Below are 16770 nucleotides of genomic sequence, written 5' to 3'. Positions count from 1 at the left end.
TATGCTATAGCATAGGAGAAATCGATGTTGAAGATGCCGTCGGTTGCAGAACAAAACAAGGTTCCGTTCTGGCTCGTGTTGGTACTCGGTATTAGTTATGTCATCCTGGGGCTGCTGCTCCTTTTTCAACCCCTGCTGACAACGCTCTTCATTGTGCTCTACATTGGAGCCTCGTGGTTGATTTCGGGCATCGCGGATGTGATCAGCCTGTTTCGTAGTCGCGAACGCTGGTTCTTAACGCTGCTCAGTGGGGTGATTGGCATCTGGGCAGGCCTGGCCGTCTTGAGCCAGCCGCTGCTCGGTGGGGTCATTGTGGCGACCTTTTACATCATTATGCTGGGCATTACGGGCATTTTTATGGGCGGCGTCCGCGTGGTACAGGCCTTCCAGGGCGGGGGCATCGGGGTCGGCATCTGGGGCGTGCTCACGATCGTGTTGAGCTTCTTGATCCTCTCATCACCGCTGGCCGGCGTGGTGGTGCTGCCCTTCGTGTTCGGCATCACGGCGCTTGTCGGGGGGATTATAACGATTGTTGGGGCCTTCATCGGGAGAAAGTAGGTCGGTACGCAAACCAAGCCCACATCTCAGCAAAAATGCCAGCAATGCTGGCATTTTTGCTGAGATGTGGTATAATCGCAACAAAGTTGTAATTTGTGAATAACTCCACAAACTTGCCCCCCTTCCCTTGGTAGGGCTGTGTCGCCGCAGCGCATTGCGCACAACAAGAAAGCGAGCGAGCCTGATGCAATCTCTTCTCTTCTGGGCCATCGTGGCCGTTTGTTGCGTTGGACAGGCCTTGCTGATCCACGCCGCCTGGCGGCTACGTCGGCAAACCACTGAGCTGCCCGTCGGTGTCCCACAAAGCCACGGGGCCAGTGATCTGGCCTGGACAGTGGCGACGGCAGTGTTGACCGGGGTGCTGTTGTACGGCTCATTTCTTGCGCTCAGCGCGTAATTCTCTACGGTGACAATATGCCAGATAAGTTGTTACGTCGAAGCACGGTCATCGGTTCATTGTTGACGTTGGTAGCAATCGTGTCGGGTGGCCTGGTTAGTGCCACCGAAAGTGCCGCCGTCTGTACCGGCTGGCCGCTCTGTGCCGAGTTGTTCACTGGCCCGGCTACGCCGGCCCTCTGGGTCGCGTTTGGGCACCGCATCCTTGTTGCATTCGCGATGGTTGTGGCGCTGTTTATTGCCGCAATGGTCTGGCGACGTCCCGACCTTGAGCGTTGGGTGCGGCTTCCCCTGCTGATCGCGCCGCTCTTCGGGCTGGTCGAGGTCGCTGCCGGTGGCATCATGGTCGCCCTGGGGCTCTATGAGGCAATCAATCTAGCTCACCTGGGGCTCGCGCTGCTGATGCTTGGCGCGCAAGCCATCGGGACGGCGGCACTGCTCCAGCCTCTGCCTGCAATGCGTGCGGGTGGTCGGGCTACGCGTGAGGCGCGGCGCTTGAGCGGCCTCGCCTGGTGGACGGCAGGCGCGACGGGGGTGCTTGCCCTGGCGCTGAGTGCGCGTATTCTTGGTGACCCAGCCGCCAGTGCCGCTTCAGCATTGCCCATCAATGCCGGGGGTGCCCTGGCGATGGCCGGAATGCTTGCCAGCGGGACGTTCTGGCAGACGTGGCGTTCGCGACGAGGCGACTCCCTGCTTATTGGCGTCGCTGCGGCGGTGCTGCTCTTGATCCTCATTGAGATACCGCTGATCCTGTTGCCCCCAGCCGCCGCTGGCATGGGCGTGGGCCTCGCCGCACTTGTCTGGGGGGCCACGCTCGCCCTGGCTGTGCTCGCGCTGCGCCGCCCGTTGCCCGCAACGATGCCGGTGGTTGCCGCACGGCCAGCTACGGATGAAGCACCGCCACTCTGGAAAGATTATCTCAGCCTCACCAAACCCAAAGTCATCTCGTTGCTGCTGGTGACCACGGCAGGGGCAATGTATCTCACCGAGGCAGGCTCACCATCGCTCTGGTTAGTCTTCTGGACGATGATCGGCGGCTATCTGGCGGCAGGCGGGGCCGGGGCCATCAACTGCGCGTTCGATAGCGATATCGATATCAATATGGGACGTACCAGTCGGCGTCCAGTCCCTTCAGGACGGATCTCGCGGCGCAATGCGATGATCTTCGGGTTCGTCTTGAGTGCGCTCTCGGTTGTGGTGATGCTCGTCTTTACCACCCCGCTGGCAGCGCTGGTCTCGACCCTCGGCATCTTCTACTATGCCTGGTTCTATACCCAGTGGCTCAAGCGGAGCACCTGGCAAAATATTGTGATCGGTGGCGGTGCCGGTGCGCTGCCACCCCTGGTTGGCTGGACTGCCGTCACAGGTGAGTTGAGCGTGGCCGCCCTGCTGCTCTTTGCGATTGTCTTTTACTGGACGCCGCCCCATTTCTGGGCGCTGGCGCTGGTCAAGCAAAAGGACTATGCGCGGGCAGGGGTGCCGATGCTGCCCGTCGTCGCCGGTGAAGGCGAGACTCGCTGGCAGATCCTAGTCTATTCAGTCATCCTGGTGGCCCTCAGCCTCTTGCTCACGGCAATCGGAGCGATGGGGTGGATCTACTTTGGCGGGGCCGCGCTGCTCGGCGCACTCTTTCTGCAGTCAGCCTGGCACGTCTGGAAGCGCGGCGATCAAGCCAGCATCTGGGGCCTCTACAAGTACAGCCTGCTCTATCTCGCCCTTTTGTTTGTCGTCATGGTCATTGACCGGGTGATGGCCTGGTAGTTTCACCGATGGTTGCCTTAAAAAATCCGCTCAACCAGACCTTACCGGTCTGGTCGAGCGGATTTTTAATTGTTTGCTCCTGGCGTGCTTCTTACGTACAAAAGGCGCAACGTTTTTAGCGTAGGTGCGCTAACCCTTGGCGGCGCTGTACCCCAAGGGTTCCTTCATGGTAGTCTTATGGGTTTCGGCCCGCGCTTAATGTTTCCCACATGCGGTCAGTGCTACAGTAACAGTGCTTCCGGGACTGCCGTCAGCAGCAGCACGGGTTTACGAAGGCACGAGTATGGCCGAACATTGGGCACGACCGATCCCCGCAGAAAGAGCACCTTTTCGTCAGCGCCTTCGCGCCCACCTTGAGCTTGCCGATCCGGTGACATGGATTACCCCGATCACTATGGTCATCTGCGGCGCCCTTGCTGCCGGTCAAGGCGACCCCGGTTTTCATGTGAATGATGCGCGGGATATTCTCCTGGTGGTATTGACGGCGCTGATGTGTGGCCCTTTCGGTACGGGCTTCAGCCAGAGCATCAACGACTATTTCGACCGCGAGCTGGATGCGATCAACGACCCCTCCCGGCCCATTCCCTCGCAGCGCATTACCCTGCGTGCAGCCCGTGGCAACTGGATAGGCCTGGGCCTGGCGACGGCAGCAGTATCACTGTTCCTGGCAATGGAGAGTCTCTGGATGCCCGTGCTGGCAGCCATGAGCCTCATCCTCGCGGCGGCGTACAGTGTCCCTCCAGTCAAGCTCAAGCAGCATTACTGGCTCGGCCCCCCTGCCGTGGGCTTTGGCTATGTTTTCTTGAGCTGGATGGCAGGCCATATGATCTTCGCCCCACTGACCTGGCCAAGTTTCACCCTGGCCATCATCAACAGTGCGCTGGCCGCGGGGTTGCTCTTTCTCAACGACATCAAGAGCATCGAGGGTGATCGCAAGCACGGTCTGCAATCAATGACGGTGGCCTTTGGTGCGCGGCGCACCCTGCTGGTGTCCTACGCGATCATCGGCATCTGCGAGCTTATGCTCCTGGCCCTGGCCCTGATGAGCGGGCATCTGTGGGCGGCGGCCATTGCCGCGCTGGCTCTGATTGTCCCCCTGAACAGCCAGGTTCGGCTCTATCGGGAGCCCACGCACAAGAATTTCCTGCGCTACATTGTGGCAAGCAACCCCTTCATTCTCCTAATCCAGTTCGTCTCGGCCTTAATCGTCGGCGGCTACTTTGGCTAAGCAAGAGAGGAATGCGGTGAGCACCGAGGCCGATTTCACCCCTGATGAGTGGAACCTCCTCTTGTCGGCCCCTGCCTTCGCCGCGCTCTATATCGTCGAGTCCGATCGTTACAGCCGCCTGGTGGCATACCAAAAGATGATGGCCGGGATCTGGGCCATTCTAGAGACGGCGATGCCGGACACTTCGAGCAAGCTGATAGTCGCGATACGTGCGGCGCTACACGCCGGTCAGCGACCGCGCTACCCAGAGCATTTCCCCGAGGATCGTATGGCGATTTGTCGCCTCTCGCTGGAACAGTGCCGTCAGGCTGCCGCGATTCTCTCTCGGCGGGCGCCCAACAGCGAGGCTGTCGCCTACGCGAGCTGGCTCCTCGCCATCGGAGAGGCCGTGGCGGCGGTGCCCGATGAGGCTTTTCCCTCGGGACAGCGCATGACACAGACCGCAGAACACGCCAGAATGGCCCTTGAGGATCTGGCCATCACGCTAAGCATTTGCTGACACTCTCCTGTTTACCTGAATGAAATGAGGAGCAGCGACCTATGACCGAGTTGATCACGCCCGAACTGAGTGAGACCACCCCGCCTCTGCTGATTCCCCAGGCGCAACGGAAGCGCTGGCTGCTGATCCAGCCCAAGAGTAGTACACCGCTGATGGTCGACTCAGGCAAAGTGAGCATGCCACTCAACCTCTTGATGGTCGCTACGCTGGTCCAGCAGCACTTCGACGTCGACTTTGTTGATGAGCGCATTGATGATGCGGTGCCCGAGGATTTTTCACGCTATGACGTCGTGGCGATGACGTCGCGCACGCTGAACGCCCGGCGGGTCTATGCGATCGCCGCTCGTGCGCGCGCCCAGGGCAAGCAGGTCATCCTCGGCGGGGTCCACCCGACGATGATGATCGAGGAGGCAAGCCAGTACTGCGACGCCGTAGTCTTTGGCGAGTTGGAGTCAGTCTACGAGGAACTCGCACGTGACATCTACGACGGTGACCTGAAGCCGCTCTACCGGCCGTCGGCAGAGGCTGGATGGAAGCCGATGAGCACGATGGGGCGGACAGAGTTCTCCTTTGCTCGCCGTTCGCCGAACAGCAAACGCTACTCTTTTCGCCTTCCGCTCCTGGCAACAAAAGGCTGCCCGGTAGGCTGCAATTTTTGCTGCACCCCTCGTATCTACGGCAAAAGCTTTCGCGTGCGAGAGTCTGACCGGGTGATCGACGAGATCAAACATCGCCAGCACGAGGTAGGCAAGGCCAACATCCATCTCTCCTTCATGGACGACAATATCAGCTTTAAGCCAGCCTTCGCCGACGAGCTCTTCCACGCTATGGTGGGTATGGGTGTGGGGTGGAACGCCAATATCTCGATGAACTTCCTAGAGCGGCCAGCCGTCGCCGAGTTGGCGAAGAAGGCCGGCTGCGAAATGCTCAACGTTGGCTTCGAGTCTGTTTCCCCAGAGACGATCAAGTATGTCCACAAGGGCTCGAACCGAGTAAGTAACTACGAAGAGATTGTGAAGAACGTCCATAAACAGGGCATTGCCCTTCAGGGCTACTTCATCTTCGGTTTCGATACAGACACTGCGGCGAGCTTCCAGCATACCTACGACTTCATTGTGCAGAATCGCATTGAGTTTCCCGTCTTCACGATCGCCACGCCCTTCCCTGGCACGCCGTGGTACGAAGAGATGCGTCCGCGGGTTGTGCAGCACGACTGGGACAAGTACGACACCTTCCACTACATGTACGAGCCAGCCGGGATGGGCCGTGATGAGTTCCTGCGCAACTTCATCAAGCTTCAGCGTGCCGTCTACTCGTGGCCCAATATCTGGAAACGCATGGCCGGGCGAAGGCCCGACTGGGTCTGGCTCGTCAATATCGCCATGCACCACTTCACGCAGCGCCTCACGCCAGAAACCTTTCTATAGGATCGTCGCCAGGAAGCGCACGAGTCGGTCGGTTGAGCCAGGTCAAGATGTATGAGCCTAACATTCCTCCGCGAAAAAGACCGCCGATCAGTGCGCTTGCTCCTGGAACCCTTGCGGCATGATGTGCATCTCTTGCTCTTTACCCACTCTCCTTTTGATCAGTATAGCTCGCTTGTTGCTGAGTTACTGCACGAACTGGTCAGCCTGCACCCTCGCCTCAACCTTGAGGTTCACGACCTGGCGACTGATGCTGCCTTCGCCTTGGGCGTTGGAATCGGCAAAGCACCGGCAATTATCGTATGTGATAGTGAAAGCGCCGATTTTCGCTTACGCTTTTTTGGCCTGCCGAGCGGTTATATCTTCAGCGCTCTGCTAGAGACGGTGCTTATCACCGGCAAGGCAGCCCCACTCAGCGTTCAGCTGAAAACGCACGCTTTTCTCGATCGAATATACCAACCGTTACATATCCAGGTCTTCGTCACAGCCGCCGACCACGCCTCTCCTGCAGCGATGCTGCTTGCCTACAGGCTGGCGCGAACAAGCCCGCTCATTAGCGCCGAGGCGATCGAAGTACGAGCCTTTCCCCAGTTGGCCGAGCATTACGCGGTGAAAGAGACACCTACAACGGTTATCAACGAGCACCTGATCATCGAAGGCGAGTGCTCTGAGATGGAACTGGTCAGGCACCTGCAGTTTGTCCGGCTATGACGGCTACCAGCGGGGGAGTGCCGGCTTTAGCCGGCTGATGGTTCTTACATCTTACAGCAGGTAGTGCCGACTTCAGTCGGCTGAGTAAGAAGCCGACTGAAGTCGGCACTACCATAGGCCCGATGTAAGACTGAATATGCATAAGCCCAGCGGGGGAGTGCCGGCTTTAGCCGGCTGAAGCCGGCACTCCCTTCGGCAGCAACGCAGAAAACGTACAGCACAGCCCTCTGGTGATCGCGCTCAGCCCTCGCGTGCCTCGGCTTTGTAACCCACGTCTAGCGCGTCAGCAAGCACCTCCAGCACAATGTGCGGCAGATCACCACGTGCCTCAGAGATGGAATCTTGCAGCCCCTTGTCTCGGGGAACCGCCACAACACGCTGTGCAATGTCGAGAAGCCAGTTTGCGTATGCCTGACCTTCGGCCTCTGGTGTTTTCTGGGCAAGCAAGATGGCAACCTGATGGCAGCCTTCCAGAGCCCACTCGTGAACCGCCTCGAGATCATACGGACACTCTACGGGCCAAAGAGGGGACTGTCCCCGCCGCATTGCGTCCATCACCGTCTGAATCAACTCGCTCTGCGATCCCTGCTCCCTCGTTTCGTCAATAGCTGCAATCACGGCCCGTAGCTTCCGATGAACCTCTCCGGGACTACACTGTTCCGAGTGGACGATGACCAGGGCGATCAGGCCCGGTGCCCCAAGGATCAGATCCCACTCGTCGCGACGATAGTTAGCCTCTGTGGTCACGACTCACTCCTTCCATGCCAATACTGGTGTAGACGCTGTGGCGCGGATCGCTTACGAGGTCAGTGAAGCAGGATCGCACGCACCGTTGTCCCGACTACTTGCGACTGCGCGGGCTGCTGATCGCCAGGTCGTGTGGCCCCTTCGGTTACGGCGAGTGCGCACACCTCGTGGGAAGGGACGGGCTTGCGGTGGTCAGCGGTTCGAGCGTCGGGGACTCAAGGCAGGCTTGCTGCGCGCAGTCCGGTGACAATAGCAATGTATCACCGCTGACATTTGGGCGGAGTAATGACGGAGAGCCTGTGCCGTTTGGGTTTCGTTAACAGGCGAGTCGCAAACGCCAGCGATCGGCATGGCCAAGCCGCGCCTCGCGCCCTGTGGCTACAGCGCACAAGGCGCGGCTAGACGCGAAGCCGCCCCGCGAGCACGGTGCAGCCTCGGCAAGCAGCAGGGGCGAGTGTTCGCGCCTACGCGTTTGGCAAGATCGCCGTTTGAAACCAGTAGTCAACCGTGGTCTGCAACGCCTGCTTGAAGTGCCCATAATCCACTGGCTTGACCTGGTAACTGTTGGCACCGCGCCGGTAACAGGCAGCGATGTCCTTCGGGTTGCTCGACGTTGTCAGAACGACGACCGGGATCGACTTCAGATCCTCGTCGTCCTTGATCACGGCGAGCAGCGCCCGTCCATCCGTGCCTGGCAGGTTCAGGTCGAGCAGGATCAGGTTGGGGCGAGGCGCTTTGGCGCTATCGGCGTACCGCCCGCGCTGATAAAGGTAGTCGAGCGCCTCATCCCCGGTAGGGCAGCGGTGAAAGACAAGCTGGAGACCCTCGCGCCTGAGTCCCCGCACGGTTGCTGCCACATCTTCGTCGCTATCTTCGATGAACAAGACGTGCCAATCACTCATTCCCGCGTCTCCGCCTTTGGAGCAGATCGCCGCATCTGCTGTAGATCTGTGTCAACTTTGCCCAGCGTGAACCAGAACGTGCTGCCCTTGTCGGGCTGCGAGGTAAGCCAGATGGTGCCACCGTGGCGCTCGATAATCTTCTTGACAATCGTCAACCCTGCCCCGACCCCACCTCCGTACTCGTCACGCCCGTGCAGGCGCTTGAAGATACGAAAGATCGCCTCCTGGTGCTCCTCTGGGATCCCGATGCCGTTGTCGCGCACAAAAAACATATACTGCTCTGCGCCATCGTCACCCCGGAGCGGCTGGTAACCGATCTCGACCCACTTCTCTGGGTTGTCGTTGTACTTGATCGCGTTCGTGATCAGATTGCTAAAAACCTCGCGGACACGGGCCTGGTCAGCGTGTACCTGGGGTAGGGATTGCGGAATGCGCAACTCGACATCGCTCTCATGAAGGCGCGGCTCTAGCAGGGCCACCACGTCGGCTAGTTCAGCATTGAGATCCACATCGACCCAGGTCAGCTCAAGTCGGCCAACCCGCGAGTAGTGGAGCAGCGAGTCGATCAGCGTCTCCATGCGCTGGGTCAGGCGAATCAGGGTTGTGAGCTTGTCTTTGCCCTCATCATCGAGTTGCTCACCATAGTCCTCGATCAGGAAGTGCGCATAGTTGTGCAGGCCGCGCAGAGGCTCCTTGAGGTCGTGGGAGGCCACATAGGCGAACGAGTCGAGCTCGACGTTGCTACGGGTAAGCTCATCGTTGAGACGAGAGAGCTCCTCAGTCTTATACAGCACCAGGTCAATGATGGCGCGCCGCAGGTCGCGGGCGGCCGTGACTTCGCACGTGCGCCACGGCAGGGCGGTCCTGGTCACCGTCTCCTTCCAGACCTCGAACGACTTGCGCGGACTCAGCCGGGTTACACCCTCAGTCACCTCTACCGGCTTCTCGGGATTGCCTCCCCATCTGACCGAGCGGATCACCTCTGGGCGGAACCAGAGCAGGTAGTTGGGCCGCGAGCGGGCCAGGCGCACCGCGAGCAGGCCGCTCGCCGTCGCCGCAAATGGCGTGATAGGCGGATAATGTTCGGGCAGGGCTTCGGTCGCAAAAACGCTGTCAGCGATCTCCTCGGCGAGCCAGTTGGTGAGCTGCCGCACCGCCGACTCGGGCGGGGTTTCACCGAGCAGCACGCACTGACCCTCCAGACAGACGGCGACCCCGTCGGCCTCGACGAACTGCATCAAGTTGGGCTTGAAGCTCGTCAGACCGGCCACGACATCGTTGGCCATGCTCATGTGTTGCACCAGTTCGGCCTGGACGCCCTGCAGCGCAATCGTATAGGCTGCGTCTTCGGCAGCCTCCTTCTCGCCAATCTGTAGCGACACCATGTGGCCCAGGAACTCGCACGCGGCGCGGATATCATAGGGCAGGTAATGCGGCCCAGTGTGATGGTGACACGCAATGAGACCCCAGAGCTGATCGTTCTTGATCAGCGAGATCGACATCGACGCCTGCACCTCCATATTCATAAGATATTCGATATGAATAGGCGAGACGCTCCGCAGCGCAGCGAAACTCATATCGAGCGGGACGCTCGGATGGCCGGGGGCGGCTGCCAGCATCGGGACGGGCTGGTACGCAACATCGGGGATGAGGCGGAGCCAGTTGCGCAGGTAGAGCGCCCGCGCCTGTCGCGGAATATCTGAGGCGGGGTAACGAAGATCGAGGTACGTCTCAAAGTCGTCACGCTTCTCCTCGGCGATGACGATGCCAGTTCCGTCGCTCTGGAACTGATAGACCATCACCCGGTCGAACCCGGTCAGCTTGCGAACCGACCCGGCCAGGGTCTGGGCAAACGCGCGCACCGTGGCGGTTCGCTGGCACGCGGCCACGATGCCCTTGACCATGCGGTACACGCGTAGGGCCGCCGACTGGTCGCCCTGCGTCGAGGGCTCAAGCTCTAGGATGAGCATGCCGCCTGTGCGGTGGCTGATCACGTCGAAGTGCTGCTCGACGCCGCTGAGCGTCAGGGTGAAAGTGTAGAGCGGGTTCTCTTCGACCTGCTCGCTTGCCAGAGTCTTGCGGAGGTAAGCGGTCTGCTCGTCCCCAAGCAACGTGCTCACCGGCTGACCGAGCAACTCGTGCGGGTGACGACCCAGAAACGCAAACGTATTGGCGCTGGACTGAACGACCGTCAGGTCGGGTTCAGTGAGCGCAAAGAGCACCCCATGGGGCTGGATGGAGCCGGGGATATGGATCGGCTCGCGATCACAGCTAGTCAGGTCGATGCTGAAATCGGACTCTTGGGACATGTTACCCCTTCCCAGCAAGCCAATGCTCAAGTGCGCGGAACGTCTGCTGGGCTGCGCCGATGATGGTAGCTTCGCACTCGGGCGTCGTCGCGTACTCGGCGAGACCTGCGCCGAAGCTACGCCACATTGATCCCGTTTCCTTGCCGTAGCTGTGGAAGAACGCCCCACCCCGGTCTGACGTCACACCTGGCCCGGCTGCGAGTTGGCGTGCGATCAGTTGCCCTCCCAGGGTCGCCCCTTCAAGCACATAGAGGCACCCGAGGGCATGCGCCACGTCAGGCAGCGCAGGAAGTTCAGCACACCATGGGAGGTCGTGCGTTGAGAGTCCGAGGGCGGCCAGGTCGCACGCGATGAGCGGCGTCTTCCGGCGCACCGTGATGTCGGGCAGGACGTGCGCGAGGCCATCGAGCCGATCCAGGGCTGCCTCGACAGGAGCGTAGAAACCGTAGAAGCGCACCAATACTGCGCAGTACGCCTCGCGGGAGCGAAGCCTGGCTGGCAGATCGACAATCACTTCCATCTGGTCATGATAGCTCTGGGTTTCGTGCTTCAACCGTTGCAGGATCATACAGCCTCATGCGAAACGGTAAGGCCAGTACCTTACCTGTGAAGTATAACACAGGTGAAAAATTACTGCCGATCAGGTGGGCGGAACCGGTAGCCTACGCCTGGCTCAGTGGTGATCAACAGTGGGTGAGCGGGGTCCGCCTCGATCTTGCGGCGAAGCTGCGTGACGAAGACGCGCAGCGTGTTCAAGTCATGGTCAGAGTGCGGCCCCCAGATGCTGCGCAGGATCATGCGGTGGGTCAATACTTTGCCGGCATGACCGCTGAGCAGCACAAGCAGGTTGTACTCAGTGGGGGTCAAGCGGATTTCCTGCCCCTCGTAGGTCACCAGGCGGCGTGAACGGTCGATCTGCAAGCTGCCAAAGGTCACCACCGAGCCCCCGTCGCGCTGCATCTGCGTCCCATGGCGGAGCGCGACGCGAATCCGAGCCAGGAGCTCACGCACGCTGAACGGCTTCGTGATGTAGTCGTCGGCACCGAGGTCGAGCAGCGCAACTTTTTCATCCTCGTCGTCACACGCGGTCAGCACGATGATCGGCACCTGGGACCAGTCGCGAATCCGGCGGCACACGTCACGTCCTTCGATGACCGGCAAGCGCAACTCGAGCAGGATGAGGTCGGGCCGCCACTTTGCCGCGAGGTCAAGGGCGGTCTGCCCATCGGTGGCAACCTGCAAGAGGTAGCCCTCTGCACTGAGCACGCTCTTCAGCAGGCGACCGATCTGCAGTTCATCGTCAGCCAGGAGCAGCCGGGCACTCATAATACGATGATGACCTCCTGCGAGCCCGTCAAGCGGTTGCTGGCGTGGCCCGCTACGCTGATGGTCGCTCGCATCCCTGGCGCAAACTGTTTAACCGAGGTGGCCGCAAACCGTAACGGGCGGGACAGACCTGACTGGTCTTGCGTGGGCGTGGCTTCATTCGGCAGTGGGGCGAATTCCACGGACGGTTGATAGGCCATTATACCCCTAGTGGTGAGCGCCAAAAGCAGAGGAGTGTCCTTTTCACGCAGCGTATCACACCGGCGACCCTGTTGTAGAATCGGCGCAAGATAACGTGCGGGGCTATCTGCTCAGGCAAGGCAGTCAAGAACGGCGCGGGATCCAGAGGAACCCGCGCCGTCTGTTGATCTGGTGGCGAAGCCCGTTCCTCAACCGCCGTATTGGCACCGTTAGCGCTTTGCAGACGGTGCCGTCTCGATCGGTACTTTGGTCGTGGTTCGATGGGGTGTCGTAGCCATTGGCGCATCAACTGGCTTGCTCACCTCGCGCACCACATCACCAAGGCTACGGAGTGCGTTACGAACGAGATTCAGGTGCAATTCGCCAACGGAGGTGAAGAGCCGGGTTGTGGTGGCGATCGCGTCATCCCGTTCCTTCGCAGGGAGAAAGTAAAACGGCCACGACACTGCCAACACCCCCATCTGCGCCAGACCTTTGCTAAAGGCTTCCGTCACATCAACCAGATCATCGTTCTTCCGTGCTGCGGTATCTATGCTTTGTGCATCTGCCATACGATTACCTCCAGAACTGTGACTATGAGATGATTATAACCATTAGGACTACCCGGCATTACGATGAGTTGCGCTACGAAAAGGGCCGGACGTAAGCTCCGCTCAAAGGCACACATGCCAGGATTGGCCAGGCTGTACGCTCCGGTGATTCCTCATAGCATAAATGTACAGGAAGTGACATTTGGGCTATACCCGCTTATCGGGCCGAACACATTTGGATTTCGTTAAGCGCATGGATCACGATGGATCGTTTCAATTGCGCAGCCGCGCCTCGTTCCTAGAATATCAGCGTAGGGCTGAATGTCAGCGCACCCTTGTTTGCTCTTGGCGTGCCTTTTACGTACAATGGTGGCAACGTGATACGAAAGGAGAAGGTATGCGTCCTCGTAGCACCGCAACAATTGAAGATTTGTATCACCTGCCAGAGAACGCAAAGGCTGAATTGGTTGATGGGGAAATTGCCGAGGCTGAACCAGCTGTCCCTCATTGGCGTATGGCGGTGAACGATCTTTTTCCTGACCCAAAGAATCCTTTTATCCTGCCGGCCTAAAGCCAATCCTTATGAGCGACGCCATATGATCATCAGGGTCGGGCAACGAATAGAGGAGCACGTTTGAGATGGCTGCGTTCACAAAGTTCGCAAACCGCATTGCAGTGCTGACAGGCGGCGCGTCCGGTATCGGCCATGAGCTTCTGGTTCAGCTCGTGCGCAGAGGCACGCATGTAGCAGTCTGCGACATCGATCGCGAGAAACTGGAGGCTGCAGCTCGGCACGCTCGGGCCAGTAACCCTCAAGTCCGGGTGACCACACATGTGCATGACGTGTCTGATGAGAAAGCGGTTGGTCGGCTCGTGAAGGAAGTCGCTAGTGAGCACGCGTGTGACGCGATCCACTTGCTCTTCAACAACGCTGGCGTGGTGGGTGGTCGCTCGTTTGTTGTCGGGCAGCGCGACGAGTGGGAGCGGACATTTGCGGTATCCTGGTTCGGCACGTACTATTGCACGCGAGCATTTCTTCCGATGCTCATTGCAGCCGATCAGGGTGTCGTTGTCAACACCTCTTCAGTGAGCGGGATGTGGGCCAGCTTGGGGGCGAAGTCGCCACATACCGCCTACTCATCGGCAAAGTTCGCGGTTCGGGGTTTTACCGAGTCGCTTCTCGTTGACTTCCGCGCCCACGCTCCCCATATCTCTGCGGTGCTGGTCATGCCAGGACATGTGCGCACCGGAATGCCATCGCCTCCACGATCGTGGCGCCGTGCACTCAACGCGCTGTTCGCCGACTATCAGCCCGTGTCCAGCGAACAGGCAGCGGAGGTGATCCTCAACGCAGTTAGCAACGGCGACTGGCGCGTAATCATTGGGCAAGACGCTGAAGCGGTCGACGCACGTGTCCGAGCAGATCCGTGGACAGTCTACGATTGACAGCGCACGCGAGGCGAGGTGATTATGCAACAGCTTACGGCTAAAGCCGAATTCCGCATCCACAGTGGTTCGCTTGTATGACGCCTTGAGATGCGCTAAAATAAGCTACCCTAGACGTTCTGCGAAACGCAAAAACCGGGCACATCAAGCGGGGCGGGAACTATTATGCCAACACAAACACGTGTCCATATTGGCAAGGTTGTCCAACATGCGCGTCTGTTTCATGCCCAACAGTGGCAAGGCAGCCCAATACCTATGGAAGACCTGCTCCAATCAGTCAATAACTTGTTCAGTCTGCTCGATCAGAAAAATACGACCCCACAGCCGTTTTTTGAGCGAACAATTACCTCAGCGACCGTAAAAGGCCTGCTTCTTCTGAAGTTATATGCCCTTCCCTCACTCTATCGACAAGGTGATTTTGCACGAGTTGGCTTATATGAAAACGATGTAGCGACGCTCATGTTTTATTATAGTCCAGATATGCAAGAAATACGTGCTGAACTAGCACCATTTGTCAGCAACCAAGATTTGGCTGCCATTCAAGATATTATACTTGACCTTACCCAGCGTATTTCTCGCTTTCAGCGCAATCAAGCGCAAGCATAAACCACGCGACAAGCAAGACGTCACGCACGCAAGGCCGCTCGCTCGCGCCGATGTTCACCCTATACCTGGAGGTTTCCGTATGGCGTCTTTCAGCAAGCGTTTGCTGCAGTTGGCGATGTTCATCCACACGCTGATCTACCGATTGTCGCACGGTCGGCTGCTCAATGTCGGCGACCACATTATTCTGCTTACCACGATTGGTCGCAAGAGTGGGCAGATGCGCACGGTGCCGCTCTATAGTGTGCATGACGGCGACGCCTATGTCGTCATCGGCTCGTACGGTGGGGCCGATGCCCACCCGGCATGGTATCATAACCTCCAGGTGCGGGCGCACGCCCTCGTGACCGATCGTGGGCAGACTCTGCCCGTGATCGCTGCGGTCGTCGAAGGCACCGAGTACGAGCGGCTCTGGACAGTGCTAAAGACCGAGAATCCAAACTATGAGCGCTACCGCAGTCGCACGGCACGCACGATCCCTATCGTTCGCCTGCACCATCGTGGCGCATCGCAACCAATGCCGTGAAGCTTATCAAGGAGTGCCTGTATGGCTGAGACATCCGCGCCCCACGACTATTTTACGCCCCTGGATGGGGCAGAATTTATCGTTCTGACGACCTACCGCCGCACTGGTGCCGCAGTGCCGACGACCGTCTGGTTCGCCGAGGCTGGGGGTACACTCTACGTCACCACTGGGGCACAGGCGGGCAAAGCAAAACGGCTGCGCGCCAACCCATCGGTGCTGGTTGCGCCGAGTGACCAGGTCGGCAATGTCCAAGGGCCAGCCTTGCAGGGGCACGCCCGTGTGCTAGAGCCAGACGAGGAGGCATCGGCCATCGCTGCGCTACAGCAGAAGTATGGCGCGGCCTTTACCAACCTGACCGCCCAGATGGACGCAGCCCAGCCAACCAGAGGCCGGATCTACATCGTCGTCACGCCGTAAGTAGTCTGTAACGCACATTTCCTTGATATTCTGGAGTGCCGGCTGAAGCCGGCTGAAGCCGGCACTCCCTTCGGCAGCAGAGCAGAAAGCGTACGTTGCACACCAATAAAGAGGAAAGATGCGGCGACTTTCACAAGAAACCCCTAGCAATAGCGGCTGATCTCTGGTATACTTTCCTTCGAACCTCCCTGCTCAAACATGTGAGCAATGGTAGTGGCTATAGATATCAGGTTGAAGAGGAGTTGCACATGGCAACGATGGAACACACCCTAACCGAGGTGGCCGAGGCCGCTCCGATGCTCGTGGTGAGCGAGACCGCATCAAGCCGTCTGCTGGCAATGATGGACGAGAAGCAACTCGAGGGGTACTCCCTGCGCGTTTTTGTGTCGGGGGGTGGCTGCTCGGGGATGCAGTACGGGATGACGTTTGACGACGAAGTACGTGAAGGCGATAGTCAGTTTGATGCCAGTGGCCTGCGGGTACTGGTCGATCCGATCAGCGCCAACTATCTGCTGGGCGCTTCTATTGACTATGTTGATAGTCTGATGGGTGGTGGCTTCAAGATTGAGAACCCGAATGCCGTTTCGAGCTGTGGCTGTGGACATTCGTTCCGTACGGCCAATGACGGCGGCGAGGCGAGCAATGAGGGTGGTTGCGGCAGCTGCAGCGGCTAAGTGAGCAGTTGACCGGCCAGGGTACGCAGATACCAGGGGAAGGCTTTTGCCTTCCCCTGGCTGATTCCTAGGATCGTCCCGATGCGTGAGGACGCTGAACGCCTTGAAGTCGCTTACCGTGAGGGCATCAGGCTCTTCAATGCCGGCCATTACTGGCATGCCCACGAACAGTGGGAGTATTGCTGGCTGCGGGTTGAGGGCGAAACGGCGACGTTTTACAAAGCCATCATCCAGGCCGCAGCGGCCCTCGTCAAATGGCAACAGGGCAACCGACGCGGCCTCGCCCTGAACTGGGCCAAGAGCCGTCGGCGCCTGCTGAGCCTGCCAGGTCACTATCAGGGTCTTGATCTCGTCAAACTCCGTCAGGCGATGGACGCACTCGATGACGGGGCATCGGAGGCCCCACCTGTGCTGATGGTTGTTCAGTGATCTGTGAATGAAGTTTTCCGACATGCCTGGGAGCGAGGGCGTCTCGCCCTCGGGGGCGTTCGAGGGCGAGACGCCCTCGCTCC

General features: G+C 59.2%; 20 protein-coding genes. 14 read left to right on the top strand and 6 right to left on the bottom strand.

What is annotated here, in order from left to right; all coding sequences use genetic code 11:
• The first annotated feature begins 24 nt into the window (after positions 1-24).
• The 7 genes from EYB53_RS12455 (at position 25) to EYB53_RS12425 (ending at position 6577) form a co-directional block, all read left to right on the top strand.
• Entirely contained in the window at positions 25-558 is a 534-nt protein-coding gene (locus EYB53_RS12455) for an HdeD family acid-resistance protein (RefSeq protein WP_135478511.1), read from the top strand.
• Positions 559-742: 184 nt separating this feature from the next.
• Complete coding sequence (locus tag EYB53_RS12450) at positions 743-955, top strand: hypothetical protein (RefSeq protein ID WP_135478510.1); 213 nt, start codon at positions 743-745, stop codon at positions 953-955.
• 17 nt (positions 956-972) lie between these two features.
• The gene (locus EYB53_RS12445) at positions 973-2715 is read left to right on the top strand and encodes a heme o synthase (RefSeq protein WP_135478509.1); all 1743 of its coding nucleotides are present in this window, start codon (positions 973-975) and stop codon (positions 2713-2715) included.
• A 283-nt stretch (positions 2716-2998) separates the two neighbouring features.
• The gene (gene bchG, locus EYB53_RS12440; RefSeq protein ID WP_135478508.1) at positions 2999-3943 is read left to right on the top strand and encodes a (bacterio)chlorophyll synthase; all 945 of its coding nucleotides are present in this window, start codon (positions 2999-3001) and stop codon (positions 3941-3943) included.
• Between the two features lie 16 nt (positions 3944-3959).
• Positions 3960-4442, top strand: a complete 483-nt coding sequence (locus EYB53_RS12435) for a hypothetical protein (protein ID WP_135478507.1) — start codon at positions 3960-3962, stop codon at positions 4440-4442.
• Between the two features lie 41 nt (positions 4443-4483).
• Complete coding sequence (locus EYB53_RS12430) at positions 4484-5869, top strand: B12-binding domain-containing radical SAM protein (RefSeq protein ID WP_135478506.1); 1386 nt, start codon at positions 4484-4486, stop codon at positions 5867-5869.
• A 51-nt stretch (positions 5870-5920) separates the two neighbouring features.
• Complete coding sequence (locus tag EYB53_RS12425; RefSeq protein WP_135478505.1) at positions 5921-6577, top strand: thioredoxin family protein; 657 nt, start codon at positions 5921-5923, stop codon at positions 6575-6577.
• A 240-nt stretch (positions 6578-6817) separates the two neighbouring features.
• Here EYB53_RS12425 and EYB53_RS12420 read toward each other — a convergent pair whose 3' ends face one another.
• The 6 genes from EYB53_RS12420 to EYB53_RS12395 form a co-directional block, all read right to left on the bottom strand.
• Complete coding sequence (locus tag EYB53_RS12420; RefSeq protein WP_135478504.1) at positions 6818-7324, bottom strand: hypothetical protein; 507 nt, start codon at positions 7322-7324, stop codon at positions 6818-6820.
• Between the two features lie 464 nt (positions 7325-7788).
• Entirely contained in the window at positions 7789-8226 is a 438-nt protein-coding gene (locus EYB53_RS12415; RefSeq protein ID WP_135478503.1) for a response regulator, read from the bottom strand.
• On the bottom strand, positions 8223-10535 hold the full coding sequence (locus EYB53_RS12410) for an ATP-binding protein (RefSeq protein ID WP_135478502.1): 2313 nt from the start codon (positions 10533-10535) through the stop codon (positions 8223-8225). The genes EYB53_RS12415 and EYB53_RS12410 overlap by 4 nt, the downstream gene beginning before the upstream one ends.
• Position 10536: 1 nt before the next feature.
• Positions 10537-11103 (bottom strand): biliverdin-producing heme oxygenase, encoded by a 567-nt coding sequence (locus EYB53_RS12405; RefSeq protein ID WP_135478501.1) that lies wholly within the window; start codon positions 11101-11103, stop codon positions 10537-10539.
• Positions 11104-11165: 62 nt separating this feature from the next.
• The gene (locus tag EYB53_RS12400; RefSeq protein WP_135478500.1) at positions 11166-11861 is read right to left on the bottom strand and encodes a response regulator transcription factor; all 696 of its coding nucleotides are present in this window, start codon (positions 11859-11861) and stop codon (positions 11166-11168) included.
• Between the two features lie 410 nt (positions 11862-12271).
• Positions 12272-12613, bottom strand: coding sequence for a hypothetical protein (locus EYB53_RS12395; RefSeq protein WP_135478499.1), 342 nt, complete (start codon positions 12611-12613; stop codon positions 12272-12274).
• Between the two features lie 376 nt (positions 12614-12989).
• On the opposite strand from EYB53_RS12395, the gene EYB53_RS12390 reads away from it, so the two are divergent.
• The 7 genes from EYB53_RS12390 (at position 12990) to EYB53_RS12360 (ending at position 16687) form a co-directional block, all read left to right on the top strand.
• Positions 12990-13163 (top strand): hypothetical protein, encoded by a 174-nt coding sequence (locus EYB53_RS12390; RefSeq protein ID WP_167857375.1) that lies wholly within the window; start codon positions 12990-12992, stop codon positions 13161-13163.
• 68 nt (positions 13164-13231) lie between these two features.
• Complete coding sequence (locus EYB53_RS12385) at positions 13232-14038, top strand: SDR family NAD(P)-dependent oxidoreductase (protein ID WP_135478498.1); 807 nt, start codon at positions 13232-13234, stop codon at positions 14036-14038.
• 165 nt (positions 14039-14203) lie between these two features.
• Positions 14204-14644 (top strand): hypothetical protein, encoded by a 441-nt coding sequence (locus EYB53_RS12380; RefSeq protein ID WP_135478497.1) that lies wholly within the window; start codon positions 14204-14206, stop codon positions 14642-14644.
• A 79-nt stretch (positions 14645-14723) separates the two neighbouring features.
• Positions 14724-15167, top strand: a complete 444-nt coding sequence (locus tag EYB53_RS12375; protein ID WP_135478496.1) for a nitroreductase/quinone reductase family protein — start codon at positions 14724-14726, stop codon at positions 15165-15167.
• 21 nt (positions 15168-15188) lie between these two features.
• Positions 15189-15584, top strand: coding sequence for a PPOX class F420-dependent oxidoreductase (locus tag EYB53_RS12370; RefSeq protein WP_135478495.1), 396 nt, complete (start codon positions 15189-15191; stop codon positions 15582-15584).
• A 248-nt stretch (positions 15585-15832) separates the two neighbouring features.
• The gene (erpA, locus tag EYB53_RS12365) at positions 15833-16258 is read left to right on the top strand and encodes an iron-sulfur cluster insertion protein ErpA (protein ID WP_135478494.1); all 426 of its coding nucleotides are present in this window, start codon (positions 15833-15835) and stop codon (positions 16256-16258) included.
• Between the two features lie 81 nt (positions 16259-16339).
• Positions 16340-16687, top strand: a complete 348-nt coding sequence (locus EYB53_RS12360) for a DUF309 domain-containing protein (RefSeq protein ID WP_135478493.1) — start codon at positions 16340-16342, stop codon at positions 16685-16687.
• Positions 16688-16770 lie beyond the last annotated feature (83 nt).

Source organism: Candidatus Chloroploca mongolica (genome assembly GCF_004762035.2).
GTDB classification, from domain to species: domain Bacteria; phylum Chloroflexota; class Chloroflexia; order Chloroflexales; family Chloroflexaceae; genus Chloroploca; species Chloroploca mongolica.
Note: the sequence above shows the minus strand (reverse complement) of the source record. Positions and strands in the feature narration are given on the sequence as shown.

What these genes read in the sequence shown, in the direction of transcription:
- EYB53_RS12455 (WP_135478511.1), top strand. Translation starts at nt 25, where the DNA reads ATGTTGAAGATGCCGTCGGTTGCAGAACAAAACAAGGTTCCGTTCTGG.
- EYB53_RS12450 (WP_135478510.1), top strand. Translation starts at nt 743, where the DNA reads ATGCAATCTCTTCTCTTCTGGGCCATCGTGGCCGTTTGTTGCGTTGGA.
- EYB53_RS12445 (WP_135478509.1), top strand. Translation starts at nt 973, where the DNA reads ATGCCAGATAAGTTGTTACGTCGAAGCACGGTCATCGGTTCATTGTTG.
- bchG (WP_135478508.1), top strand. Translation starts at nt 2,999, where the DNA reads ATGGCCGAACATTGGGCACGACCGATCCCCGCAGAAAGAGCACCTTTT.
- EYB53_RS12430 (WP_135478506.1), top strand. Translation starts at nt 4,484, where the DNA reads ATGACCGAGTTGATCACGCCCGAACTGAGTGAGACCACCCCGCCTCTG.
- EYB53_RS12425 (WP_135478505.1), top strand. Translation starts at nt 5,921, where the DNA reads ATGAGCCTAACATTCCTCCGCGAAAAAGACCGCCGATCAGTGCGCTTG.
- EYB53_RS12415 (WP_135478503.1), bottom strand. Translation starts at nt 8,226, where the DNA reads ATGAGTGATTGGCACGTCTTGTTCATCGAAGATAGCGACGAAGATGTG.
- EYB53_RS12410 (WP_135478502.1), bottom strand. Translation starts at nt 10,535, where the DNA reads ATGTCCCAAGAGTCCGATTTCAGCATCGACCTGACTAGCTGTGATCGC.
- EYB53_RS12405 (WP_135478501.1), bottom strand. Translation starts at nt 11,103, where the DNA reads ATGATCCTGCAACGGTTGAAGCACGAAACCCAGAGCTATCATGACCAG.
- EYB53_RS12400 (WP_135478500.1), bottom strand. Translation starts at nt 11,861, where the DNA reads ATGAGTGCCCGGCTGCTCCTGGCTGACGATGAACTGCAGATCGGTCGC.
- EYB53_RS12395 (WP_135478499.1), bottom strand. Translation starts at nt 12,613, where the DNA reads ATGGCAGATGCACAAAGCATAGATACCGCAGCACGGAAGAACGATGAT.
- EYB53_RS12390 (WP_167857375.1), top strand. Translation starts at nt 12,990, where the DNA reads ATGCGTCCTCGTAGCACCGCAACAATTGAAGATTTGTATCACCTGCCA.
- EYB53_RS12385 (WP_135478498.1), top strand. Translation starts at nt 13,232, where the DNA reads ATGGCTGCGTTCACAAAGTTCGCAAACCGCATTGCAGTGCTGACAGGC.
- EYB53_RS12380 (WP_135478497.1), top strand. Translation starts at nt 14,204, where the DNA reads ATGCCAACACAAACACGTGTCCATATTGGCAAGGTTGTCCAACATGCG.
- EYB53_RS12375 (WP_135478496.1), top strand. Translation starts at nt 14,724, where the DNA reads ATGGCGTCTTTCAGCAAGCGTTTGCTGCAGTTGGCGATGTTCATCCAC.
- EYB53_RS12370 (WP_135478495.1), top strand. Translation starts at nt 15,189, where the DNA reads ATGGCTGAGACATCCGCGCCCCACGACTATTTTACGCCCCTGGATGGG.
- erpA (WP_135478494.1), top strand. Translation starts at nt 15,833, where the DNA reads ATGGCAACGATGGAACACACCCTAACCGAGGTGGCCGAGGCCGCTCCG.
- EYB53_RS12360 (WP_135478493.1), top strand. Translation starts at nt 16,340, where the DNA reads ATGCGTGAGGACGCTGAACGCCTTGAAGTCGCTTACCGTGAGGGCATC.